Source organism: Verrucomicrobium sp. (genome assembly GCA_028283855.1).
Lineage (GTDB): Bacteria > Verrucomicrobiota > Verrucomicrobiia > Methylacidiphilales > GAS474 > GAS474.
Map to the genome: position 1 here is coordinate 290743 of JAPWJX010000003.1, position 26138 is coordinate 316880.

At 67.3% G+C, this 26138-nt stretch carries 7 protein-coding genes and 1 riboswitch; of the genes, 6 read left to right on the forward strand and 1 reads right to left on the reverse strand.

The window, feature by feature from the left end; genetic code table 11:
• Positions 1-747: 747 nt before the first annotated feature.
• Complete coding sequence (locus PW734_02800; protein MDE1170129.1) at positions 748-21261, reverse strand: hypothetical protein; 20514 nt, start codon at positions 21259-21261, stop codon at positions 748-750.
• On the opposite strand from PW734_02800, the gene PW734_02805 reads away from it, so the two are divergent.
• The 6 genes from PW734_02805 (at position 21227) to PW734_02830 (ending at position 26087) form a co-directional block, all read left to right on the forward strand.
• The gene (locus PW734_02805; protein MDE1170130.1) at positions 21227-21568 is read left to right on the forward strand and encodes a hypothetical protein; all 342 of its coding nucleotides are present in this window, start codon (positions 21227-21229) and stop codon (positions 21566-21568) included. The genes PW734_02800 and PW734_02805 overlap by 35 nt on opposite strands.
• A gap of 347 nt (positions 21569-21915) precedes the next feature.
• Positions 21916-22392 carry an acetolactate synthase small subunit gene (gene ilvN, locus PW734_02810; protein MDE1170131.1) on the forward strand — a complete coding sequence of 159 codons (477 nt, stop codon included), beginning with the start codon at positions 21916-21918 and terminating at the stop codon, positions 22390-22392.
• A gap of 9 nt (positions 22393-22401) precedes the next feature.
• Entirely contained in the window at positions 22402-23463 is a 1062-nt protein-coding gene (gene ilvC / locus PW734_02815) for a ketol-acid reductoisomerase (GenBank protein MDE1170132.1), read from the forward strand.
• A gap of 34 nt (positions 23464-23497) precedes the next feature.
• Positions 23498-24274 (forward strand): hypothetical protein, encoded by a 777-nt coding sequence (locus PW734_02820; protein MDE1170133.1) that lies wholly within the window; start codon positions 23498-23500, stop codon positions 24272-24274.
• 38 nt (positions 24275-24312) lie between these two features.
• Positions 24313-24396: riboswitch (Fluoride riboswitch) on the forward strand.
• A 177-nt stretch (positions 24397-24573) separates the two neighbouring features.
• Entirely contained in the window at positions 24574-25881 is a 1308-nt protein-coding gene (eno, locus tag PW734_02825) for a phosphopyruvate hydratase (protein ID MDE1170134.1), read from the forward strand.
• Entirely contained in the window at positions 25878-26087 is a 210-nt protein-coding gene (locus tag PW734_02830; GenBank protein MDE1170135.1) for a hypothetical protein, read from the forward strand. Before eno ends, PW734_02830 begins: the two co-directional genes overlap by 4 nt.
• The last annotated feature ends 51 nt before the right edge of the window (positions 26088-26138 follow it).

Sequence of the window (26138 nt, forward strand, 5' to 3'; positions counted from 1 at the left end):
TGGGAGAGGCCGGGGTTGTCCGCGTCGACCAGGCTCATGCCGCTCCAGTCCATGCCGCCGGTCAGGCCGCTGCGGATCGCCTCCAGGCGGTTGTCGAGGAGGACCCCCTCGAAGACCAAGTCGCTGAGGACCTGATGGTTGATGGTGTTGACCATCGTCTGGATCTGGGAATTGTTCCCCAGGTTTCCGGAAGAGGGAACGGCGTTGAAGTCGCCGCCCGCGCCGTTGAAGTTCTCGTAGGTGTAGGAGACGCCGTTAATGACCAGGGTGCCGCTGTTCGGATGGGCTTCCAGGTAGGCATTGGCCGCCGCGGCGTCATAAGCGGAGATGCTTAGGTTGAGGTGCAGGTAGGAATATTGCGCCGTCTCGCCCACAGCAAGGGAGGTATTGCCGTCGATGATGCCGTTGATGGTGGGGAAGCCGCTCAGGGTGATGTTCACCACCGTGGTGCTGGAGCCGCCCGCGCCGATGGCGATGCCGCCCGGGGCGTTGATGTTGCCGCTGTTCGTGATGGTGACCGAGCCGGTGGAGGAGGCGTAAATGCCGTAGAGGCTGCCGCTGCCGGAGACGTCGATATTTCCGGAATTATTGATGCTGATCGACCCGCCGCTGGAGGAGGAGGCGTAGATGCCGTAGGCGGATGAGCCGCGGCTGGCCACGGTGATGTTCGCCTGGTTGATCAGGTCGATGTTGCCCGCCACCGTCCGGGCGGAAAGGCCGACGGCGGAGCCCCCGCCGGAAGCGCCGCTATGGCCCACGGCGACGTCTCCCGCGTTCGACACGGAGATGTCCCCGGAACCCGCGGTCTGCGCGTCGAGGCCGTAGAGGGAAACGGCGGCCGCGCTGGTGTCGTCGGCGGAAAGGTCGCCCGCGTTGACCACGCTGACCAGGGCGCTGCCCAGGCTCTGGTAGGTCCGGATGGCCGCCGCCCCCCCGCCGCCGCCGGTGGCGGTCACGGAACCCTGATTGGTCACGGTCACTCCGCCCGTGCCGGCGTTCTCCGCATCGACGCCGGTGGCCCGGGCGCCGGTGCTTTGGACGTTCACCTGGCCGGTGTTGTAGACGAAGGCCGCGCTGGCGCTGGAGGCGCTGCCTTCCACCGCGTGGATGCCGAAGGCGTTGGAGGAACCGATGCCGGTCACCGAGCCCGCGTTGCTCACCGTGACGCCGCCCTGGCCGGAGTTGACCGCGTCGAGCACGGCCGTGTTCGTGCCGGAAAGGGAGCTGAGCGCGCCGGTGTTGCTCACCGTGACGGCGGCGGTGGAAGCGGCGTCGCAGCTCGTAGGCGCGGATGGCGGTGCCGCCGCCGGAAACCGCCGCGAGGTTCGTCACCCCGACGCCCGACGCCCCGGCGTTTTCCACGTCGAGGCCGATGCCGTTGAGGCCCCCGGCGGAGACCGCGCCGGCATTGGTGAGGGTCAGGACGTTCAGGTTGTTCGTGTTGGCCTGGACGTCGCGGATGCCGATGCCGTTGGTCCCGGTGACGGAGACGGTCCCGGAGTTGACGATGTTCTGCAGGCCGGTGCCGTCGTTCTCCACCCAAAGGCCGACGCTGGCGCCCAAGGTGTCGGAAACGGTGATGCTGGCGGTGTTGGTGACGGAGACGTCGGCCGTAGAAGAGGCGTTGGCCTCCACGGCGCGGATGCCCGCGCTGCCCCCGCCGCCTCCCGCCACGGTGATGGAATTGGTATTGAGGACGACCACCCCGCCGGTGCCGGTGGTGCTGGCGTCGATGCCGGTGGCGGTGCCCGCCGCGTCGACGGCCCGGACGGCCCCGTAATTGGTCAGGGTGACGGTGTTGGTGTTGGCCGCGTTGGTCACCGCGGCCAGGATGCCGGTGGCGCCGCCGCCGCCGCCGTTGGCGGTCACGCTGTTCGTGTTAAAGATGTTGAGGATGCCCGTCCCCGCCGTTTCGGAGTCGATGCCCATAGCCTTGCCGCTGCTGTTGTTGGCCACGATGACGCCGGTGTTCGTCACGTCGACAGGGTTTACGCCGGAGATATAGATGCCGTAGGTGTTCGTCCCGTTGATGGTGATGGAGCCGCTGGACTGGACCTGGGCGTCTTCCGGGCTGGCCACGTAGATGCCGTAGGCGCCGTCGCCGGTGGAGTTGATGGTGCCGCTGTTGGTCAGGGTGACGACGCCGTTGGCGTAGGCCGCGATGCCGACGGCGCCCGCGCCGCTGTCGGTGATGTTGCCGCTGTTGACGATGGCCACGTCGCCCGCGCCCATGTTCGTGACGCTGATGCCCGCGGCGGTGCCGGAACCGCTCTCCACCGCGCTGATGTTTCCGCTGTTGGTCACGACGATGTTGGCCGTGCTGGAGGCGTTGGTGTTCTGGATCTGGATGCCGATGGCGCCGCCGGAGCCGTTGTCGGTCAGGTTGATGCTGCCGGAGTTGCTCACGGCCAGGTTGCTCCCGCCGAACAAGTCGGAGGTGGAGACCAGGATGCCGTGGGAGATATTGGTGCCGCCCGCCGTGCCCGCCAGATACATGGCGCCGCTGTTGGTCAGGTTGATCGCCCCGTTGCCGCTGGCGTAGATGCCGTTGGCGCCGTTGCCGCTGATGGCGCTGGCGGCGGTGCCGAGGGAGCCGGTGTTGAGAATGTCGATCTCGCCGCTGCCGGCATTGACGGCGTAGATGCCGTAAGCGGCGCCGCCGCCGGTGTCCCGGGCGATCAAGGTGGCCGTGTTCGTGACGACGACCGCGGCGGTCGAGGTTCCGTTGGCCTCCACGGCCTGGATGGCGTAGGCGCCCTGGCCGGAGGCGATGGCGGTGACCGCCCCGGCGTTGCTCACCGTCACGCCGGAGGTGTCGGCGTTGAAGGCGTTGATGCCGGAGGAGGTGCCGCCGCCGGTGTTTGTCACGCCGATGGTGCCGGTATTCGTCACGGTATCGCCGCCCGCCCCGTTGTTGTAGGCGAAGATGCCGAAGTTGGTGGTGGCGCCGGTGGAGACGGCCTGGATGGTCCCCCCGTTGAAGACCGCGACGCCGCCGCTGCCGCTGTTCTGGGCGTTGATGGCCTGCCCGTAACCGCCGCTGATGTTGATGGAGCCGCGATTGCTCACCACCACCATGCCGGCGCCGCCGACGTTGAAGGCCTGGATGCCGAATCCGCCACCGCCGCCCAGGCCGATGTTGGTCACGCTTAGCGCGCCGCCGTTCTCGACGTCGACGCCGCCGCCGCCCGAGTTGACCGCGTCGATGCCCAAATAATCGCCGACGTCGATCGTGGCCCCGGTCGCATTGGTCACGCTTACCAGCCCGGTGCCGGAAGTGCTGTTGTTGTGCGCCTTGATGCCGGTGACGCTGTAGCCATTGGCGGTGAGGGCCCCGCGATTGACAACCGTCACGGCGCCCGCGCCGGTCCCCTCGGCGTCGAGGCCGATGGAGTTCCCGCCGTAGAGGCCGGCGGTCTTGGAGACGACCACCGTCCCGGCATTGGTCAGGAAGACTCCGCCGGTGCCGTTATTGATCGCCTGCATGCCGTAAGAAGCGGCGATGGCGCCGGAAAGGAATCCGGCATCGGCCGTGATCGTGCCCGCATTGCTTAGGCTGATGAGGTCGGTGCCGCCGCTGTTGGTGGCATAAAGGCCTGTGACGCCCGCGCCGCCGGTGACGGCGGAGACGTTGTTGGTCAGGGAAATCGTGCCCAGATTGGTCAGAAGGACCCCGCCCGTTCCGGCCGTGACGGCCTTCACGCCGTAGCTTTGGCTGACGGCGTTGACGGAGTCGACCCCCAGGGTCTGCGTGTTGGTGAAGGAAATCTGGTTCGTGTTGAGGGCGTTGTTCAGAGCCAGGAGAATGTCGGTGCCGCCGCCGATGGTGTTGGTGCCGCTGCCGATCGCCTGGATGGAGATGTTCTGGGTGTTCGCCACCAGGACCCGGCCCAGGCCGCTTTGCTGGGCGGAGAGGGCGGTCATGTATTGGGTCGAGTCGATATTGGGCAGATTCGTCACCCCCGCCAGGATGGTGCCGGTGTTGCTGACGGAAACGTCGGCGGTGGCCGCGCCGTTCTGCTCCGCCGCCTGGATGCCGTAGGAACCGTAGACGGAAAGCACGCCGCCGTTGGAGACGGTCACGCCGCCCGTTCCCCCGTTAAGCGCCTGGATGCCGACGCCGCTCCCCGCCGAGGCGACGGTGTTGGTCCCCGTGTTGGTCACCTGGACGGCGCCCGTCCCGCGCGCATTGATGGCCACCATGCCGGAGGCCTGGCCGCTGCCGAAATTGCTGGTGAGGAGGTTGCCGCTATTGAGAAGGGTCACGCCGCCGTCGCTGGCGTTGCTCGCATACATGCCCCATCCGTCACGGGAGGTGACGCTGCCCGCGTTGGTTACGGAAATGAGGCCAGCGCCGTTCGCGTTGTAGAGATTGACCGCCGAAATACCGCGGGAGTATTGCGCGTCCGCGAGGATGGTGCCGGAGGCCCCGTTATAGACGGAAATCGCGCCGGTGCCGTTATTAAGGATGCCGATGCCGTCCATGCCGAGCGTGCCGACCGGGCTCGATCCGGTTATCGTCAGCGTGATGGCGCCGGTGTTGCTCACCGTGATCGCGCCGCCGCCGGAGTGGATAATTCCGATCGCCGCATCGTCGACGGCCGAGGCTCCGGCGGCCGCCGTGCTCTGGGCGAAGACGGTTCCGGCGTTGCTCACCGTGATCGCGCCGGTGGCGCCCGCGGCGTTGGTCCCTTCCAGGTAGATGCCGAAGACGGCTCCCGTGTTGGTCCCCGTGGGGGTGATCGCGTTCTGGTTGGTGACGTTGATGCTGCCCGTGTTCAGGATGGAGGAGCCGCCCGTGCCCGAGTTGGTCGCGTAAAGGCCGTAGCCCGCCGCCGTCCCGTTCACCTCCAGGGCGTTCAGCGCGGCGGTATTGGTGAAAGCCAGCTGATTGGCGTTGGCCGCGTTGGTCTGCGCCAGGCGCACCGCGCTGGCGCTGCTGGCGTTGGTCGACGCCGTGTTGCTGCTGGAGACGGAGATGTTCGTCGTCGTCACGCTCATGAGGCCGGTGCCCAGGCTGGAAGCGTCGATGCCGATGGCCGTGCCGTTGGCGGCGCTGACGGTGAGGGAGCCGGGATTGCTGACGGTCAGGGTGGTGGCGCCCGCCGCCCCCAGCTGGGCCAGGAGGCCGGTGGCCGATTGGCCGCGCGCGGTGATGCTGGAAGCGCCCCCGCCCAGAACGGCCAGGGAAGAGGCGCTGCGGGCGTTGATGCCGTAGGTCTGGGCGGCGTTGTTGGTGACGGAAATCGAGCCGAGGTTGGTGACGGTTTCCGCCCCGGCGCCGTAGTTGATCGCCTGGATTCCGTAGGAGACGCTGGTGTTTTGCGCCGAGCCGATGAGCGAGCCGTTGTTAAGGACCACCAGGCCGCCTGAGGCGTTGTTGGTCAGGTTCACGACATCGGCCGCGCCCGAGGTGACGGAGACCGTCCCGTCATTGGTAAAGAGCAGCGATCCCGTTCCGGCTCCGTTGACACCGACGATGCCGAATCCGCCGCCACCGGCGAAGGGAACGAGGTTGATGGTGTTCCCGTTATAGAGAACGACTCCGCCGCCTCCGCCGTTGTTCGCGTAAATTCCGTAGCTGTCCCCCACGGTGATGGTGCCGGTGTTGGAAACGGTGAGAAGGGACGTGCCGCCCGTGCTGCGCGCCAAAATGCCGTAATCGCTCGTGGCGCTCACCGTCAGGGTCCCGGAATTGAGAACCGAGATGGGGCCGGATCCGGTCTCCGCGTCGATGCCGATGGAGCCCGATCCGGAGTAGCCCGCCAGGTAGCCGACCGCCACCGAGCCGGCGTTGGTCACGGAAACGCCGCCGGTGCCGCTATTGAGCGCCTGGATGCCATACTCCGCATTCGTGAACGCGGTGTTCTGGCTCATCACGCTGACCGTCCCGCCGTTGCTGATGGAGATGGCGCCCGCGCCTGCGCGATTCGTCGCATAGATGCCTGTCATGCCGCCATTGGCCGCCAGGGTGGAGACGTTCGTCAGGGTGACCGCGCCGGTATTGGTCATGGCCACGCCGCCCGACCCCAGATTGACCAGGGCGATGCCGTAGGCCCCCACGCTGGAATTGGTTTCCAGGATGGAAACGTTGTTCGTGTTGGAGAAGGAGATCGAATTGGTATTCGCCGCGTTGTTGAGGGCGATGCGGATGCCCGTGGCCGCATTGGTGCTGATCGCGGAAGCCGAGAGGCTCTGCACGGTAACGTCGGCGGAATTCATAAGGGTGGCGCCGCCCAGGCCGTTGTTCTCCACGTCGAGGCCGTAGGCGTAGCCGCCGTTGGTGTCGTAGGAGAGGATCGTGCCGTAGTTGGTCAGGACGGCGGCGCCGGTCGCGGCCGTCGATCCGTTCTGGGCCAGGATGCCGTAAGCGCCTCCGCCGCTGCCTTCGGCGGTGATGCTGTTGGTGTTGTAGACGTTGACGGGACCGTTGCCGGTCGTCGTGGCGGCGATGCCCATGGCGACGCCTCCGGGGTCCTTGGCCACGATGACGCCGGTATTGGTGACGGTGACCGGATTGACCCCCGACACGTAGATGCCATAGGTGTTCGTGCCGTTGATGGTCAGATCCCCGGTGGAGTAGATGTTGGCGCTCTGCGGGCTGGCGACGTAGATGCCGTAGGCGCCGTTGCCGGTGGAGTCGATGTCTCCGGTGTTGCTGATGACCACGGTGCCGTTGACGTAAGCGGCGATGCCGCGGGCGTTGACGCCGGTATCGACGATGTGCCCGCTGTTCTGGATGGTGACGGTGCCGCTGCCCAGATTGGTGACGGTGATGCCCGCGGCCGTGCCGGTGCCGGAAGCCGTCGCGGTGATGTCGCCGCTGTTGCTGACGGTGATGCTGGCGGTGCTGCTGGTGTTGGAGTTGCGGGCCAGGATACCGGCGGCTCCCGCAGTGCCGGTGCTGCTCGCGCTGATATTCGCCCCGTTTGTCAGGAAGATGGCGCCGCCGCCGGCGGTGTCCGCGGTGGTGAGGGAGATGCCGTAGGCGATGGCCGTGCCGGTGGAGGTGTTCTGGACGTAGATGTCCGCCAGGTTGGTCGTGGTGATCGCCCCGTTGCCGCTGGCGTAGATGGCCGCGCCGCCGTTGCCCGCGATGGCGTTGGTGGCGGAGCCCAGGGCGCCGCTGTTGGTGATGTTGATCGCGCCGGTGCCGAGGTTTGCGGCGTAGATGCCGTAGGCAGCGCCGCCGTTGGTGTCGCGGGCGGAGAGGGCCCCGGTGTTTTGGATCGTCACGGCGCTCGTGGCCATCGTGTTGCTCTGCACGGCGGCGATGGCCCACGCTCCCCCGCCGCTGCCGGCGGCGGTGATCGCGGCGGTGTTCGTCACCGTCACGGCGCCCAAGCCCAGGCTGACGGCGTCGATGCCGTAGGCCAGGGAGCCGCTCACCGTGATGCCGCCGTCATTGAAGACGTTCTCCGCGCCCGCCCCGCGGTTGGAGGCGTAGACGCCGAAGACGTTGCCAGCGCTGGTGGCGACGCCGCTGGTGATGGCCGCCGCATTGGTGACCAAGACGCCGCCGCTGCCATAATTCTCCGCGTCGATGCCGTAGGTGGTGCCCGCCCCGTTGGCATGGTTTAGCGTGATGGCCCCCAGGTTGGTGACCGTCACTAGTCCCGTGGTCCCCGCCAGGGTGTCCAGGGCCCGGATACCCATGGTGCTGTAGGGGCTCCCGATCGTTTGAATGGTATTGGTATTGAGCACCACGACCCCGCCGCTGCCGGCGTTTTGCGCGTCGATGTCCGGCGAGGCGATATTGCCGCCGAGGACGGAAATGGTCCCGTAGTTGGTGACGCTGACCAATCCCGTGGCGTTCGTGTTGGTGTTGTAGGCGCGGATGGCCCCCTCGCCGCCGCCGCCGCCCGCGACGGCAAGCGTGCCGTCATTCCGCACGGTGAGGGAGCCGGTGCCTGCCGAGGTGGCGGTGATGGATAGGGAGTAGATGCCGGTATTGCTGATCGAGCCGCTATTGTAGATTGAAAGCGCGGCGGCGTTGTTCGTGTTCGATTCCGTAAGATAGATGCCGAAGCCGCCCGCTCCCTGGGCGGAAGCCAAGGCCCAGGCGTTGATGACGCCGGTGTTGCTGATGGAGACGGCGCCGAGCCCGGAGTCGGCGGCGCTGATGCCGTACGCCGTCTCGTAGTTGGTCGTCACGCCGGCCTGGGAAAGCTGCCGCACGTCGATCGTCCCACCATTGCTGACGAAGAGGCCCGCGGAGCCCCCGCCGTTGGTAACGGCGATGCCGGTGAGGGCGTTGGTGCCGGTGGTGTTGGCCGTTTGGACATTGGTCGCGGCGATGGTGGAGCCGTTGACGACCGACGTGCCGCCCGTGCCCGCGTTGGAGAGATAGAGGCCGTAGCCCGCCAGGGTCGCGTTGGTTTCCAGGACGGAATAGGCCAAGGTATTCGTGTAGGCCAGGGCGTTGGCGTTGGCGGCGTTCGACTGGACAAGCTTGATGCCGGTGGCGCCGCCGCCGATGGAGGTGACGGAGAAGGCGCTGGCCGGATCCCGGTAGAGGAAGAGGCTGCCGGTGCCCGCCGTCTCCAGGTCGTAGCCGACGGCGGCGCCGCCCTGGGTCTCCGTCACGTTCACGGTGCCCAGGTTGGTCACCACCACGTTGCCGGTGGAAGCCGCGGCGGTTTGCCGCGCCCGGATGCCGGTGGCCCCGCCGCCGCCCGCCACGACGGTGACCGTAGTGCCCACCCCGTTGGTGACGGCAATCAGGCCGCTGGTCCCCGTGCCGGTGGCGTCCAGGCCGATGGCGTAGCCGGTGATGCCGGTCGTGGTTTGGTTGAGGGCGCTGACGGTGCTGTTGTTGACCAAGGTGATCGCCCCGCCGCTGAGGACGGAGATGCCGTTCAAGCCCGCGCTGGAAGCAAGCAGGGTCTCCGTATTGGTGGCTGTGACGGAGTTGTTGTTGGCCAGGCTGACGCCGCCCGTCCCGTCGTTCTCCAGCTGGAGGCCGTAGCCGGTGCCGACGGCGTTGGTCTCCAGGACGGTGACCACGTAGCCGTTGGTGAGGGAGAGAAGGTTGGCGTTGGCTGTGTTTCCCTGGATGAGGCGGATGCCGACGGCTCCTTGCGCGCCGCCGGAGCTGCTGGAGCTGCTCACCGCGGTGACGTTGTTGCTGTTGGCCAGCACGACCCGGCCCAGGCCGTTGTTCTCCGCGTCGATGCCGATGGCCAAGCCCCCATTGAGGTGGCTGGCGAGAATCGAGCCCGTGTTGGAGACGACGACGTCGTTCGTGCTGGCGTTGCCGTAGAGGATGGCCTGGATGCCCAGGGAGCCGACGGCCGATCCCCCGCTGGCCACCGCGCTGATGGCCCCGGTGTTGTAGACGACGATGCCGCCGGTGCCCTGGCTCTTGGCCACGATGCCCGCCGCGCCGCGGTCGTCGCCGGAAGCGCCGCTGGAAAGAGCGCCGATGTTGTAGACGTTCACGCCGCCGGTGCCGGAGTTTTCCGCGTCTAGCGAGGTGCTGTAGCCGCCCACGTTTCCGGTGTTGGTCAGGTCGACCAGGCCGGTCGCGCCCGTGCCGGTGTCGAAGGCCTGGATGCCGGTGCCGAAGTGGTTCACCGCCGTGTTGGTGATCGTGTTTTGGTTCAGGACGGCGACACCGCCGGTTCCCGCGTTGCGGGCGTCGATGCCGATGCGGGTGGTGTTCCCCAGGTTGCCGGTGATGACGCCGGTGTTCGTCACGCTGACCAGGCCGGTGGTTCCCGTGCCGGTGTCGTACGCCCGGATGTTGACGCTGGTGTCGCCCTGCGTGGCGGTCAGCGCGCCGGTGTTGTAGACGCTCACGCCGCCGGTGCCGGCGTTCTGGGCGTCGATATTGGCCGTGGTGCCGCCCGCGCCGACGGGGGCGGTTATGGTGGCGGTGATGGTCCCGGTATTGCTGACGCCGACCATGCCGACGCCGGCGGTGTCCGTGTTATAGGCGCGGATGCCGGAAACCACCTCGCTGGAGCCGGACGCGCCGACGCCCGCCACGGTGATGGTGGTGGAGCTGGTGACCGTCACGGCCCCGGCGCCGGTGTTCTGCGCGTCGATGCCGACGGCCCCGGCGATGTTGGTGGAGGCCGTCTCCTGGCTGGTGACGGTGATGATGTCGTTGTTCTGCACCTCCACCGCCCCGGCGCCGCCGCCCTGGGCGTGGATGCCGTAGAGCGTGCCGCCCGCGTTTTGCTGCTGGTTAAGGACGTTGGTGACCACGATGCCGCTGTTGTTCACCAGCGAAACGCTGCCGCTGCCCAGGGTGCTGGCGGAGATGCCGTAGCTGGTGGAAATCGCATTGGTCAGGATCAGGGTGATCGGGTTGTTGTTGGTGAAGCTCAGGCTGTTGGTGTTGGCCGCGTTGTTCTCCGCCAGCCGGATGCCGATGGCCCCGCCGACGCTGCCCGCGCCCGCCGCCGTGCTGGTGACGGTAAGCGGGTTGGTATTGACCACGGTGACGGCGCCGAGGCCGGTGGTCTGGGCGTCGATGCCCACCGCCACGCCGCCATTGGTGTCCTTGACCTGAAGGGTGCCGTAGTTGGTGACGCCCACGGCTCCGTCGCCCAGCGCCCGCATGCCGACCGCGCCGCCGCCGGAACCGCTGGCGATAATAGAGCCGGTGGCGCTGTTCACCACGTTGATGTCGCCCGTGCCGGCGTTCGTCACGTCGATGGCCGCCACCGCGCCGCCCGCGGTGTGGCGGACGCTGACCGTGCCGGCGTTAAAGACCGTCACCGCTCCGTCTCCCTGGCTGTTTGCGTAGATGCCGTTGAGGGAGGAGGCGCCGCCGAAGTTGGTGATGCCAGAGACCTGAATGGACTGGCCCGCCAGGTTGACGACGGTGATGCCTCCGTCGCCGTAATTTTCCGCGTCGATGCCGGTAGTGTTGGCCGGATCGAGGTTGGGATTGGGCTGGCTCGCGTCGGAGGAGGCGCCGGCGGTCAGGGTGATGTTCCCCCCGTTGGTGACCAGGACGAGGCCGGTGGCACCCGCGCCGGTATTTACCGCCTCGATGCCGATGGCCCACTGCGGCGTGCCGTTGGTGGTGGTGATCGAGTTGAGATTGACCACCGTCACGCCGCCGGTGCCGGCGTTTTCCGCGTCGATGCCGACGGCCAAGCCCTGGGCGTGGCCCCCGATCAGAATGGATCCCGTGTTGCTGACCTGGACGAGGCCGGTCGCCCCCGTCGCGGCGCTGATGGCCCGGATGGCGGTGGTGGTGATGCTCCAGTCGGACTCGGTGGCGCCCGATCCGTAGACGGCGATGGAGCCGGTGTTGTTCACCGTGACGGCGCCGGTGCCCGCGTTTTTCACGTCGACGCCGACGTTCGTGGCGATGGTGCCGGAGAAATAAAGGTCCGGGATGGTGACCACGGTGATGGCTCCCGTGTTCTCCACCAGCACGTTGCCGGCGGCGCCGCTGTTCGTCGCCGCCAAGCCGATGAGGCTGTTGCTGGGAGAGACCGTGTTCGGGACCGGTATTTCCAGATAGTTTGTCAGGGTAATGGTGCCGTTGTTGGAGAGGGAAATGCCCGCGGATCCCCCATTCTCAGCCGTGATGCCGTAGCTGCGGCCGACGGAATTGGTCTCCATCACGGCAACGGAGTTGCCATTGGTGAAGGTGAGCTGGTTGAGATTGTTCGTGTTGCTCTGCACGATCCGGACGCCCGTGGCCCCCAGGGCGATGTCGTTGGTGAGGGTGGGGGCGCTGACCACGCTGATGGAGCTGGTGTTGAGGACGGCGGTGAGGCCGGTGCCCGCGTTCTCCGCGTCGATGCCGTAGGCCGCGCCGCCGTTGGTGTCGCCCGCGACGATGCTGCCGCTATTGGTGACGGTGACGGGACCGGTGCCGTTTGTGTTGGTGGCCAAGGCCAGGATGCCGAAGCCGCCGCCGCCGCCCCCCATGACGCTGATTCCGTTCGTGTTCAGGACGTCGACGCCGCCGGTGCCCGCGTTCTCCGCGTCGATGCCGTAGGCGGCCAGGCCGGGATCGTCGACGGTGACGGTGCCGTAGTTGGTGACGTCGACCAACGCGGACGAGTTGGCGTTGAGGAGGAGCGCCCGCAGGCCGACGGCGCCCTGGCCCTTCACGGCGATGAGGCCGTTGTTCCAGACGCTCACGCCGCCGAGGCCGGAATTCTCCGCGTCGATGCCGTAGCCCGCGCCGATCAGGTTATTCGTGGTGGCCAGGTCGGCGACGACGACCGAGCCCGTGTTGCTGACGGAGACGCCGCCCGCCCCGGCGCCGTTCGTCGCGTAGAGGCCGGCCAGGGAGCCGTTGGTGCTCAGGATGGAGGAGACGTTGGTCGCGTCGATCGATCCGGTGTTGGTGAGGGAGACGCCCGCTCCGCCCGCGTTGAGGGCCTCGATGCCGTAGCTGGCGGTGGTGCCGTTGGTCTCCAGCAGAGTGATGCTGCCGTCCGTGGTCAGGGTGAGCGTGCCGGTGTTGGAGGGATTGCTCAGGATGGCCCGGATGCCGATCGCCCCGGGAGTGCTGTTGGTGGCGTTGCTCACGGTGGCCGTGACGTTAATGGGACCCGTGAAGGCCAGGCCCAGGGAGCCGAGGCCGTCGTGCCGCGCGTCGATGCCGATGACCGCGCCGCTGTTGGTGTCGGTGACGCTGATGCTCCCTTCGTTGGTGATGTTCAGGGCTCCGGTGCTGGTGGCGGAGGAGATGTAGGCCTTGATGCCGATGTTGCTGCCGCCGCCGGACCCGGCGATCGCGATGTTGGCCAGGGGGCCGTTGCTCACCGTGATGCCGCCGTTACCGCTTTGCTCGGCATCGATGCCCTGGGCGAAGCCCGCGCTGTCGTTGATCGTGATCGCGCCGCCGTTGGTGATGGCGATGGCGCCCGTGCCGCCGTTGAACGCGTAGATGCCGACCAGCTGGTTGGTGCCGTAATCGAAGGTGCCGCCGCTGGCGGTGAGCGTGATGTCCCGTCCGGCCTGGTTAAGGACGGTGACGCCGCCGGAGCCGGCGTTCTCCGCGTCGATGCCCGCGGTGGAGGCCGGATTGCTGCCGCCCGCCGGATTGGCGACGAGGCCGAGGCCCGCGACGTCCAGCGTGATGGCGCCGTCATTGGTCACGCTGACCGCGCCCACGGCGTTGGTGTTCCGGTTCACCGCGTCGATGCCGAAGGCCCAGACGCCGGAGTAGATGCCGAAGGAGTTGGTGGTGCCGGTGTTGGTGATGGCGCCCGAATTGAGGATGGAGATCCCGCCCAGGCCGTTGTTCTCCGCCAGGATGCCGGTGGCGACGCCGCCGCCGCTGATGGTCAGCTGCGCGCCGTTGGTCACACTGATCGAGTTGGAGGCCGTTTGGGAGCTGTTCACCGCCAGGATGCCGACGGTCTCGTAATTCCAGCTGCCCGCCCCGGGTCCCACCACCAGCGTCTCCACCGTGCCGCTGTTTTGGATGAGGAGGTCGCCCACGCCGTTGTTCGAAGCGCCCAGGCCCAGGGCCTCGCCCGGCGTGTTGAAATAGGCCGTGCCGTTCAAGGTGGCGACGATTGAGCCGGTGTTGCTGATCGTCACCCCGCCGCTGTTTGCCCCGTTGGAGGCAAAAATGCCGTAGACGGTGCCGACCGAGCCGCTGGCCAGCACGTCGGAGATGTTGATCGTCCCGCCGTTGACGACCGCGATGGCGCCGGTGCCCTGGTTGTTCAGGCGCAGGCCGTAGTTGTCGGCGAAGGCGTTGGTGAGGTTCATCGTCAACGCGCCCTGGTTGGTCAGGGTCAGGTCGTTGGCGTTGTTCGTGTTGTTGAGGGCCAGATTCAGGCCGATGGAGGAACCGCCGATGCCGCCGTCGGTCCCGCCGGAGGTCAGGGTGATCGGGGCGGTCGTGTCGACGCTCACGCCGCCCAAGCCGTCATTCTGGGCGTCGATGCCCAGGACGGCCGCGCCTTTCCCGCCGCTCACGTTGAGCGCGCCGGTGTTGCCCACGTCGACGGAAGCCAGGCCGTTGGTTCCCGCCTCGATGGCCACGATGCCGGTGGCGGTGCCGCCGTTGGGACCGGCGATGTTCATGGTATTCGAATTGCGGACGATGATTCCTCCCCCTCCTTGATTGGTGGCGTTGATGCCGGCAAAGAAGCCGCCCAGGCTGGAAGAGGTGCCGAGCACGCCGGTATTGGTGACCGTGACCGCCCCCGTCCCGTTGGTGTTGGCGTTGATTGCCTGGAGGACGATCGCCGAGCCCTGGGACGACCTGGCCGAAACGGAGGCCGTATTGGAAATGGAGACCCCGCCGGTTCCGTCGTTCTCCGCGATGATTCCGTAGGCGTTGCCAAGCGTCGTAGCCAGAACGACGCCGGCATTGGTGACGGCGACGTCGCCGCTCGTGTTCGTCCCGGAAACAATCGCCCGGATGCCGACGGCCTGCGCCGAGGCCGCATTGCCGCTCGCGGTGATGCCGCCGGAGTTGCGAACGAGGACGGAATCCTCGCCCGCCCCGTTGGCGTCGATGCCGAAGGCCGTCAGCGGCGTGCCCAGGCCGGAGACGCCGGTGGCGGTCGCCACCAGGGCACCGCCGTTTTCCACGTCGATCGCGCCGGCGCCATTGGTGTCGGTATGGTAGGCGCGCAGGGCCACGGCGTCATAATTCGCGTTGGTCCCGCCGGAGACGCTGTTGGTCGCGGTGATTGCGCCGCTGTTTTGGATGGTGATGAGGCCGGTGGCCGCGCTGGCCGCGTAGATGCCGTAAGCGAGGCCGCCCTGCTGGTTGTCCGTGGCGGTGAAGTTCGCGCTGTTGGAGATCGTCACCGTCGCCGTGCTCGCGTTGTTCGTGTTGTAGGCCGCCAGGCCGATGGCGCCGGCGCCGTTGCCGCGGACGTAAAGCTGGCCGTCGTTGCGGACGAGCACGTCGCCCGTTCCGGAAAGGTCGCCCGTCGTCGCGGAGATGCCATAGCTGGTAAGCGTGGTGCCGAAGTCCTGGCTGACGTAGATCGAGCCCGCCGCCTGGTTCTCCACGGTGACCGCGCCCTGGCCGGAGACGACGATGGCCCCGGTTCCCTGCCCCTGGATGGCGGAGTTGCTGCTTCCGATGACGCCCGCGTTGACCACGGAAATGGCACCGGTCCCGGCCTCCGCCCCGATGCCGTAGGCGGTGCCGACGCGGCTGTCGATGAAGAGGGAGCCCGTGTTGGTGATCGTGATGTTGCCGCTGCCGTAGGTGCCGTTGGTCGAGAGGGTCGATGCGTGGATGGCGCTCTTCCCTGCGCCCTGGTTGAGGGCGCTGATCGTGCCCGCGTTGGAGATGGAGATGTCGCCGTTGCCGGTGGAAAGGCCGAAGGCCCGGATGCCGTCCGCGTTGGCGTTGTCGATGTTGATGCCCGCCGTGGCCGCCACGGTGATCGTCGTGTTGTGGTCGCTCGCGTTGGCGATCGCGCCGGAATCGGTCCCCTGCGGCGCCTCGACGACGGTGGCCGTGCCGACGAGGGCGAAGTTGGTCGTGCTGCCGTCGGCGGCGCCGCGCACGGCGTCGATCTCCCCGGTATTGGTGATGTTGGTCGTCACGCCCGCGCCGTTGGTGACGATTTCCGGGTCGTAGCCGACGGCGTTCGACCATTGGTTGGTGTCGAGCTGGAGGAGCTTGGCGTCGGTGAAGTTCTCGTAGTTGTAGGTCTTGCCGTTGACGATGAGGCTGCCGTTGTTCGGATTGGCGGCCAGGTAGGCCTGCGCGGCGACGGTGTCCGCGTAGCTCAGGCCCAGGAGGCGCAGGTAAAGATGGGAGTCGTCCGGGTTCACGGCGGAGTAGTTGCCGTTGATCATCCCGCCGATCGTCGGGGAGGAGCCGCCCACCGTGACGGAGATCGCCAGGCTGGAAGAACCGCCGACGTAGATGGCGTAGCCGCTGCCGCCCACGTTGATGTCCCCGCTGACGTTGATCGTGATGGAGCCGGTCGGCGTGCTGGCGTAGATGCCATAGTTCTGGCCCGACCCGCCGGAAATGCTCATGCCGCCGACGTGGGCGATGGAGGTGATGCTGATGTCCGAGTTGCCCACCGCGTAGATGCCGTAGTTGTTCCCCGAGCCGCTGCCCACCACCGTGACGCCGCCGCTGTTGTTCACGTTCACCGCCCCCGAGCCGAGGTTTTCCGCCCAGATGGCCGCGGCGGCGCCACCGTTGGTGTCCCGCGCGGTCAGGCCGGAGGCGTTGATCAGGTCGATGTCGGCGGAGGAGGCGGCGTTGTTTTCCAGCAGATGGATGTCATAGGCACCGCCGCCGCCGCCCTGGACGTTCATTCCCGCGTAGAGCTTGCCGTTGAGGGCGCCCAGGCCGTCCGTCTCCAGGTTGACGCCGTAGGCCACGCCGCTCAGCGCGGTCACGTTGAAGCTGTCCGCGTTGGTGATGCTGGCGACGGCGGTGGAGAGCGCGTTGTGGATGATCGTGTTGATGCCCGTGGCGTTGGCGCCCGTGACGGTGATGCTGGTGGCGCCGCCGCCGCCCGCGGCGTCGCCCGTGCCCCAGGACTGGACGTCGATGCCGACGGCGTCGCCCCCGTGGGTGTCGGAAACGTTCAGCGCGCCCGTGCCGAGCGTCACGGTGACCGTGTTGGTGCTCGCCGCGTTGGTGTTCCAGGCCTGGATGCCGATGGCCCCGGCCCCGGCGCCGACGACGGTGGTCCGGCCCGCGTCCTGCACGCTGATGTTGCCGTTGGGGGAGTAGACGGCGATGCCGTACCCCGTCTCCGTTCCCGTTCCGGAAAGCTGCACGTTGATAAAGCCGGTGTTCTGGTTGATGAGGGAGATGTTTCCCTGGCTGTTGATGAGGATGCCGCCGCCGTCCTGGGCGTTGACGGTGACCACGTTCGTCGTGATGAGGCTGACCGACCCGCTGCTGGCGTTTTGGATCTCCACCCCCACGGCGGAGGCGCCCGCGGCGTTGACGGTCAACGCGTTGTTGTCCGAGTAGGTGATCGCACCCATGTTGGTGGCGGTGGAGGTGGAGGTGTTGTTGATCAAGACGCCGCGCGTGCCGTCGCCGCCGGTGACGGACATCGCGTTGGTGAATTGGAGGGTGACGCTGCCGAGGCCCGCGTTCTCCACATCGTAGATCACCGCCCGGCCGCTGGTGGCCACCACGTTGAGGCCGCCCCAGCCCATGTTGATGCCGTTGGTGGAGCTGGCATTGGAAATGGTGGCCAAGGCGCCCGTCGCCGTGGCCCCCTGGATGGTGCCGCCGCCGGTGTTTTGCAGGGAGATGGCGCCCAGGCCGTCGGTCTCCGCGGCGACCCCGACGACGGCGCCGCTGCCGCTCACATTCAAGGTGGCTCCGTTGCTCAGGATAACCGTCCCCGCCGAGGCCGCGTTGGTCACCGCCGCCAGGATGCCGGTCACGTCAGTCCCGCTGGCGTTGACCGTGCCGTAAGACTGCACCGTCACGTTGCCCGTGCCCGCGGAAACGGCGGAGATGCCCAGGGCGGTGCCGCCGGAGGTGCCCGCGGCGCTGACCGTCCCGAAGTTGGTGACGATCAGGTTTCCCGCCCCCGACTGGAAACCGGAAATGCCCGTGGCCAGCCCGCCCGCCGAGGCGGCCGTGACGGTGCTGAAGTTCTTCAGGGCCAGATCCCCGCTGCCGTCGCCAGCGCCCTCTATGCCCGTGGCCGGACCGCTGCCGGTCTCGATCGCGTTAATGGTTCCCTGGTTGCTCACCGTCACCCCGTTGGTCGTGCCGCCCGAATTGGTCGCCAGGACGCCGACGGCGCCGCCGCCGTTGGCCGAATTGGTGACGGAAATCGCGTTCGTATTGAGCACGGCGACCAAGGCGCCGCCGGAAGAGGAGGCGGCGACGCCGGTCAATCGGCTGCCGCTGCCGGTCACGTCGATGGTGCCGAAGTTGGTCACAAAAACCTGCCCCAACGCGTTGCCGCTCTGGGCCACGACGCCCGCCGCCATTCCCGTGCCGGAGGCGTTCACCGTCAGGGCGGCCCCGTTGGTGTTGAGAACCCGCACGCCGCCCTGGGCCAGCGTCTCCGCGTCGATGGCCGCCGCCGCCGTGCTTTGGCCGCCCCACGTATTGGAAGAGGAACCGCTCGTGACGGCGGTGACGAAGACCGAGCCGGAGTTGCTCACCGTGGCCAGATACGCGGCGGGGCCGGAGTTGGTGGAAAGATTGTAGGCGGCGATGCCGACCGTGGCGTCGGCGCCGCTGTTGGTGACCTGGCCGGAGTTGGTGATGTCGACCAGGCCGGAGCCGAGGGTGGAACCGCCGATGCCCAGGGTGGCGCCGCTGCCGGCGGTGCTTCCGTTCACCGAGCCGGTGTTCAGGATGATGATCCCGTCGGCCCCCGCGGCGTTCGTGTTCGCGGCGACAAGGCCCGCCGCGCCCGCGCTGGAGGAGGCGGCCCCCTGGACGGTGACCGAGCCCTGGTTGGTAATGCGGGAGGCGCCGCCGGTCGCCGCGTCGGCGGTCAGGGCCAGGACGCCATAGGTTGTGTTGGTGTCGCCGGACTGGCTGGAAACATTGATTGAGCCGCCCGCCAAGTTGGTGACGGTGACGCCGACCCGGCCGGAGGCCAGGACGCCGAGGCTGCGCGTGCCGGAAATGGCGTTGCTGGAGGTGCCGATCTGGCCGCCGTTGATGACCGTCACGATGTCATTGGCCAGGTTGGTGGCCACGACGCCGATCGCCTGGCCGCCGGACGCGTCGACGGCCTCGATCGAGCCGCCGTTGGTGACGAGGACCGAGCCCGTCGCCCCCGATTCCGAGGCGGTGATGCCGAAGGCCCCGTTGCCGGCGCCCGTGGCGGCGATCGATCCGGTGTTGCTGACCTGGACGGAGCCGGTCGTGGCCGTCGCCCCGATGCCTGTGCCGGATTGCGTGCCGGTGACGGTGATCGTCCCGGAGTTACTCACGCTCGTCGCGCCCGCCCCGGCATTGTCCGCCTGGATGCCGGTGGCCGTGCCGCCCGTGCTGGCAATCGCGCCCGAGTTGGTGACGGAAACCGCGTTCGTGCTGAGGCTGGCGGCGGAATAGGCCTTGAGGCCCGTCGCCTGCACGCCGGAAACCGTCACGCCGCTGGTGTTCAGGAGCACGACGGCCCCGTTGCCCAATCCCTGGGCGTCGACGCCCAGGGCGGCGCCCGCGCTGCTCGTGGCGGCAACGGCGCCCCGGTTGGAAAGAGTGACGGTGCCGGTGCCGTAAACTTCCGCCTGGAGGCCTTCCACCTGGTTGGTGCCGGTGGCGGATACGGTGCCGGTATTGGTAAGGAGGACCGCGTCGCCCCCCGCCGCGTTCGTGTTCAGGGCGGAGATGCCGTAGGCCTGCAGGCCGATGGCGCTGATCGTCCCGGCGTTGGAAACCTGCAGCGGCCCCGCCACCAAGGTGTCCGCGGTCACGGCGGAAATGCCGTAGGCGGTGCCACTGCTGCCGGCGCGGTTCTGCGCGTAGATGGAGCCGGCGGCGCGGTTGACGATGGTCATCGCGGAAGGCCCGGTGGCCAGGATGCCGTAACTATTCGTGCCCGTGATCGCGTTGGTGGCGGTGCCAAGCGCGCCCGCGTTGGTGACGAGGATGTTCCCCGCGCTGCTGATGGCGTTGAGGCCGATGGCCGCGCCGTTGGTGGAATAGGCGGCGATGGTGCCGACGTTGGAGAGCGTCACCGTGCCCGCGCTGACCGTCACGCCGGTGGAGGTCCCCTTGACGCCGATCGCCATGTTCCCCGCTCCGGCGGCTTGCGCGGTGATCGAGTTGGAGTTGATAAGAAGGAGCGGATTGTTTCCGGAAACCTGACCGGCGATGCCTGCCGCCTGGCCGCCGGAAGCCGTCACGACAAGGCTGCCGCCGTTGACCGCCAGAACCTGGGTGCCGGAAGAGGTGTTGGTGTCCTGCGCCAAGATGCCGGTGGCCGCGGTGCCGACCACCGTCACGCTGCCGGTGTTGGAGGCCGTCAGCGTCCCAGTCCCCCCCTGCACCGCACGCAGGCCGTAGACCACGGCCGTCCCAAAGCCGCTGGTGTCCGTGACGGAAAGGGTGCCGGCATTGGAAAGCAGAAGCGCGCCGCCTCCCGTCGCCACGCCGTAGAGGCCGGTGGCGCCCGCCAGGCTGGCGGTCAGGGTGAGGGAGCCGGTGTTCAAGAGGCGGACGCCGCCGTTCCCGTCATTTTCGCCGTAGATGCCGATCCCGGCGTTGCCGTTGCTGTTCGTGTCGAGGGCGGTGATGGTGCCCGCGTTGGTCACGGAGAGGAGCCCGGTGGTGCCGCTGTGGCTGTTCACCGCGCGGATGGCCTGGTAGCCGGCGCCCGTGCCGGTGACGGAAAGCGCCCCCGCGTTGGTAATCTGCACGGCGCTGCCGCCCAAGGTGTCGGTCGTCACCGCCTGGATGCCGTACGCGACGGTGCTGCTGCTGCCGTTACTGACTACAATGCTGCCGGCGGCCTGGTTTTCCACCGTGAGCGCGCCGTGGCCGCTGAGGTTGATGGCCGTCTCCCCCACTCCCTGGATCGGATTGGCCAGCGTCCCGATGGAGCCCCCGTTGCGCACGGTGAGGGCGCCGGTGCCGCTGCTCTGTACGTCGACGCCATAGGCGTAGCGCGTCGTGCTCAGGGAAAGGAGCGCACCGTTATTGACGATGGTGACCGCGCCGGTGCCTGCCGTGTTCGTGTTCTGGACGGAGATGGCGGTGGCGGTTCCGCCCGGGGTGCTGTCGACCACGGAGACGATGCCGTTGTTGGTGATCTGGACGGCGCTGCCCGCCGCGCTTTCCGCCGTGACGGCGTGGATGCCGTAGGCGGCGTTCGTCGCCCCGGTGCGGTTCCGGACATAGACGGAGGAACCCGCCAGGGTGCTGATGTTGATCGCCCCGGCGCCGATCGCCTCGATGCCGGTCGAGCCGTTGCCGGAGATCGTTTGCCCGAGGCTGCCGATCGCCCCGCCGTTGACCAGATTGAGCGTCCCCGCGCCGCCCCGGGCGCTCATGCCGACGGCCGTTCCCGCAGCGGTCGCCACGTAGATCGATCCTGTGTTGGAAAGGGTGACCACGCCCGCGCCGTAAGCGCCGTTGGTGTTGAGGGTCGTCCCCTCGACGCCGAAGACGGAGGCCGTCCCGTTCGTAATAAAAATGGTGCCCGCATTGGAAATGGCGATGTTCCCCGTGCCGTAAGTCAGGCCGGTGGCGATGATGCCGCTCTCCGCGCCACTCATGTCGATCGTCGTCCCCGCCGCCGTGGTGATGGTGGTATTCAGATCGCTGGCGTTGAAGATGCCCGCGTTGTAGGGGGACGCGGGCGTGGCGGTGATCGTGGCGGTCCCCACCAGGGAGATCGTCACCGTGCTGCCGTTGGTGGCGCCCCGGACAGCATCGATAACCCCGGAAGCCGTCGTATTGGTCGTGATGCCGTTGTTATTCGTGACGGTTTCAGGATTCGTTCCGCCCGCATTGAGCCAATCCGCTGCAAACGAAGGAGTTAGACCTAAAAAGGCAAAAAATACCCCCACGCAGGAAAATAGTGCTATTTTCCGCGTACAAACTTTCCCGATTCCGCCACGGATCCAAGGCGGAGAGAGCCAGCTCCATCTAGCGCAAGTCAATGATTACAATGAGTATACTGATTTTATTTCCGTTTTTTCCATTTAAGGCCTCCATAAAGAGCAGGAGTGGGGCCAATCAGATCACCCCATCTAATAGAGCCTCTTTGAACGAAAGGAGAAGGCGGGGGTCTAACCTATGTAACGATCCTGGTGTGGACCGTTACATGTTTGTTCGTTGTTTGTGGTTGGTTAAGAAGAAGAAGGTGCCGCCCCGGGTGGGGCGGCACCGATTCTTTTGAACGTTTCCTCCCGCCGGGGGGTCCAATTCCCCGGTAGCCTGATTCTCCTTGGTTCGTTGGTTGAAAAGGCGCCCTGGCCGCCCCGGATGGGTGGACCGGGGCGCCTTTTTTTTGCTTTTTTTAGGGAAAGGGCGGGAATAGGCTCCCCCTCCCCATGCGTCACACCATCAGCGTGTTGGTCGAGAACAAGTTCGGCGTCCTCACCCGCATCACCAGCATGTTCAGCGGCCGGGGGTACAACATCGACACCCTCAACGTCGGCCCGACCCACGACGAAGCCACCTCCCGCATGACCCTGGTGGTCAAGGGCGACGACAAGACCCTGGACCAGGTCACCAAGCAGCTCAACAAGCTGGTGGAGGTCATCGAGGTCCAGGACTTCCGCGACGGCGAATACATCGACCGCGAGCTGATCATGGTCAAGGTGAAGGTCGACTCCCAATCCCGCGCCGAGATCATGCAGATCTGCGACATCTTCCGGGCCAAGATCGTCGACGTGCAGCCGCGCAACCTCACCATCGAGCTGACCGGCAACGAGAGCAAGATCACCAAATTCATCGGCCTCATGAACAACTTCGGCGTGCTGAGCCTTTCCCGCACGGGGAAGATCGCCCTGCCGCGCAAACAATAAGACCCCCTCATGCCCACCAAGACCAAGACCTCCAAGAAGAAGACCGCCCCCGCCCGCGTTTACAAGGACAAGGACGCCGACCTCCGCCACCTCCGCGGCAAGACCGCCGCGGTCATCGGCTTCGGCTCCCAGGGCCACGCCCACGCCCTCAACCTGAAGGAAAGCGGCGTGAAGGTCGTCATCGGCCTCTACAAGGGGAGCAAGTCAATCGCCGTCGCCCAGAAGCACGGCTTCGAGGTCCTGCCCGTCGCCGAGGCGGTGAAGAAGGCCGACGTCATCATGCTGGCCGTGCCGGACATGACCATTCCCCAGGTCTACGCGAAGGACGTCCTCCCGCACCTGGCCAAGGGCAAGACCCTCGTCTTCTGCCACGGCTTCGCCATCCACTTCAAGACCATCGTCCCCCCGAAGGACGTCGACGTGATCATGGTCGCCCCGAAGGGGCCCGGCCACCTGGTCCGCCGCCAGTACGTCGAGGGCAAGGGCGTCCCCTCCCTCATCGCCGTCTACCAGAACAAGAGCGGCAAGGCCAAGCAGACCGCGCTGGCCTGGGCCCAGGGCATCGGCGGCACCCGCGCCGGCGTCATCGAAACCACCTTCAAGGAAGAGACGGAGACCGACCTCTTCGGCGAGCAGGCCGTCCTCTGCGGGGGCACCGCCGCCCTCATCCAAGCGGGCTACGAGACCCTCGTCGCCGCCGGCTACCAGCCGGAGATGGCCTACTTCGAGTGCCTGCACGAGCTGAAGCTCCTCGTCGACCTCATCCATGAGGCCGGCATCAGCGGCATGCGCTTCTCCATCTCGGAAACGGCCAAGTACGGCGACGTCACCGTCGGCCCCCGCATCGTCAACACGGCGGTGAAGAAGGAGATGAAGCAGGTCCTCAAGGACATCCAGAACGGCACCTTCGCCAAGGCCTGGATCAAGGAAGCCAAGACCGGCCGGAAGAATTACAACCGCCTCCTGCGCGAAGGCGCCGAGCACCCGATCGAGGTGACCGGCACCCGCCTCCGCGGCCTCATGCCGTGGATGGGCCGCCGCAACACCCGCGGCGCCCAGGCCGCCTACTAAGGCGGGAAACGCGGACGCTGCGGAGAAACAGATCATGGGCTACGGCAACTCAGGATCGGTCTTCCGCAGCGTCCTCTTCCAGGCCATCGGGTTCCTCCTGGTCTTGCTGGCCATGCTGGCCCTCATCACCTGGATCACCGACGGCTTCTCCCAAACGGCCGACGCCGCGGCCCCTCCCGTGGGCGGCGCCCTCCACCAGCGGTATGAAGAAGCCGTGAAACTGGCCGAGGCGGGCCAGCGCGAAGAGGCCCTGGCCATCTTCCGCTCCATCCTGGCCGATGAGCCGAAGGCCAAAGGCTCCCTCTACTGGTCCGGCTTCCTCAACCTGGAGCTGGGCCGGCCGGAGAAAGCGCTGCCCTACCTGGCGCGGATGCGCAAACTCGACCCGGCGGCCTACCAGCCCGTCGTCCTCACCATCCAGGCCAACCAGGCCCTGGGCCGCGCCGAGTCCGTCGAGGCCGCGCGCAAGGACCTCCTCTCCCTCCGCAACGGCGGCAAAACCATCCACGGCCTGACCGACGCGAAGGCCTACCCGCGCGAGCGCTTCTTCCAAAGCCGCGTGGAAATCGACGAGTTCTTCGAGCCCGCGCAGGACCCCTACATCGTCTGGGAAGCCGTGCAGCGGGACGCGGAGGGCCACCCCATGCGGGACGTCCTGCTGGCCTACAATCCCGACACCCGGACCTACCTCTTCGGCGAGAACGTGATCGAAGGCGGCGCGATCAAACAGTTCAGCCTCTACCGCCGTCTCACCGCCCCGCCCGCCTACGTCGACTTCCGCACCTGGGCGATGGACAAGATCCTGCAGTAAGGCCGTCCCATTGACTCTTTGAAGCGGGTCGGTTACCTTGCTTCCCAGGCAATGGAATCTGCCTGACCCGCTACGCGGGTCGAACTGCCGGCTTTGCGCCGGCTGATGACTCCTACCGGAAACGGAGGAGTCATGCATCCTGACACACATCAGCTCCGGCGGCAAAGCCTGCCGCCGCGCCCCATCTCCCACGCGGGATCGTGGCCTCTTTCTCTCGTCCCCAAAGGGCCGCGCCATGCCTTTTTCGATTTCCGGCCCGAGCCGGAAACTCCGTGCCGCAACCCCAACCCCATCCACCCATGAGTGCCACCATCCAATCGATCGACGCCCTGGAAATCCTCGACTCCCGGGGCAACCCCACCCTCTCCGTCACCGTCCGGCTCCAAAACGGGGCATCCGGCACGGCGGCGGTCCCCTCCGGCGCCTCCACGGGCAAGCGGGAAGCGCTGGAACTGCGGGACGGCGATCCCCGGCGCTACGGCGGCAAGGGCGTCCTCCACGCCCTCGGCCACGTGCGGGAGACCCTGGCCCCGGCGCTGCGGGGATTCGATCCCGCCGACCAGGCCCGGCTCGACGCCCGAATGCGAGAGCTGGACGGCACGCCCAACAAGGGCCGCCTGGGCGCCAACGCGATCCTGGGCGTCTCCATGGCGGCGGCGCGGGCGGCCGCGGCGGCGGCCGGCCTTCCCCTCTACGCCCACCTGCGCCGCCTGGCGGGCGGCCCGGAGGACGCCCCCTACCTGCTGCCCACGCCGATGATGAACGTCCTCAACGGCGGGCGCCACGCGCAGAACACGATCGACTTCCAGGAATACATGCTCTTCCCCGTGGGGGCGCCCCGTTTTTCCGAGGCGCTCCGCTACGGCGCGGAGACCTTCCACGCGCTCAAGGAACTCCTGCACAAAAGGGGCCTGGGCACCGCCGTGGGGGACGAGGGCGGCTTCGCCCCCGAGCTACGGGGGAACGGCGAAGCCCTCGACCTCATGGCCGAGGCGGTCGCGCACGCCGGATACCAGCCCGGCCAGGACATCGCCTTCGCCCTCGATCCGGCGGCCAGCGAGTTCTACGTCCGGGGACAATACGTCCTGGGAAAATCGGGCGGCGACCATCTCACCTCCCAGGCGCTCTTCGAGTTCTACCGGGAGCTGCTGCTCCGGCATCCCATCCTCTCCCTGGAAGACGGCATGGCGGAAGACGACGAGCCCGGCTGGCTGGAAATCACCCAGAGGCTGGGGCGGAAATTGCAGTTGGTGGGCGACGACAACTTCGTCACCAACCCCGCCATTTTCGAGGAAGGCATCCGCAAGGGCATCGCCAACGCCATCCTGATCAAGCTCAACCAAATCGGCACCGTCAGCGAGACGCTGGAGACGGTGGCCCTGGCCCGGAAGGCGGGCTACGCGGCGGTGATCTCCCACCGCTCCGGCGAGACGGAGGACACCTTCATCGCCGACCTGGCCGTGGCGACCGGCGTGGGCCAGATCAAGACCGGCTCCCTGAGCCGCTCCGAGCGGATCGCCAAATACAACCGGCTCCTGGCCATCGAGCGGGAACTGGGCGAACAGGCTCTCTTTGCCGGGCGCTCCACCCTGGGGAGATCGTCATGAGCCCGGAATGGTCCACGGCCTTCCTCAGAGGCCTCTTCGTGCCGCTGGCCGCGGCGATGGCGCTGGCGCTGCTGCCCCATTTCCAGCCGCAGTGCCAGCCCTTCTCCCAGCGCTTCTTTTGGTTCCTGATCCGCTACGCCTTTCCGGGCTACTGCCTGCTGCTCCTCGTGCGCCTCGGCGCCTGGCTGCTTCAACGGGGCGGATAAGTTATTGTTATAACTATTCGTAGTTTAAGCTCATTTGACACCTGGCTTCGC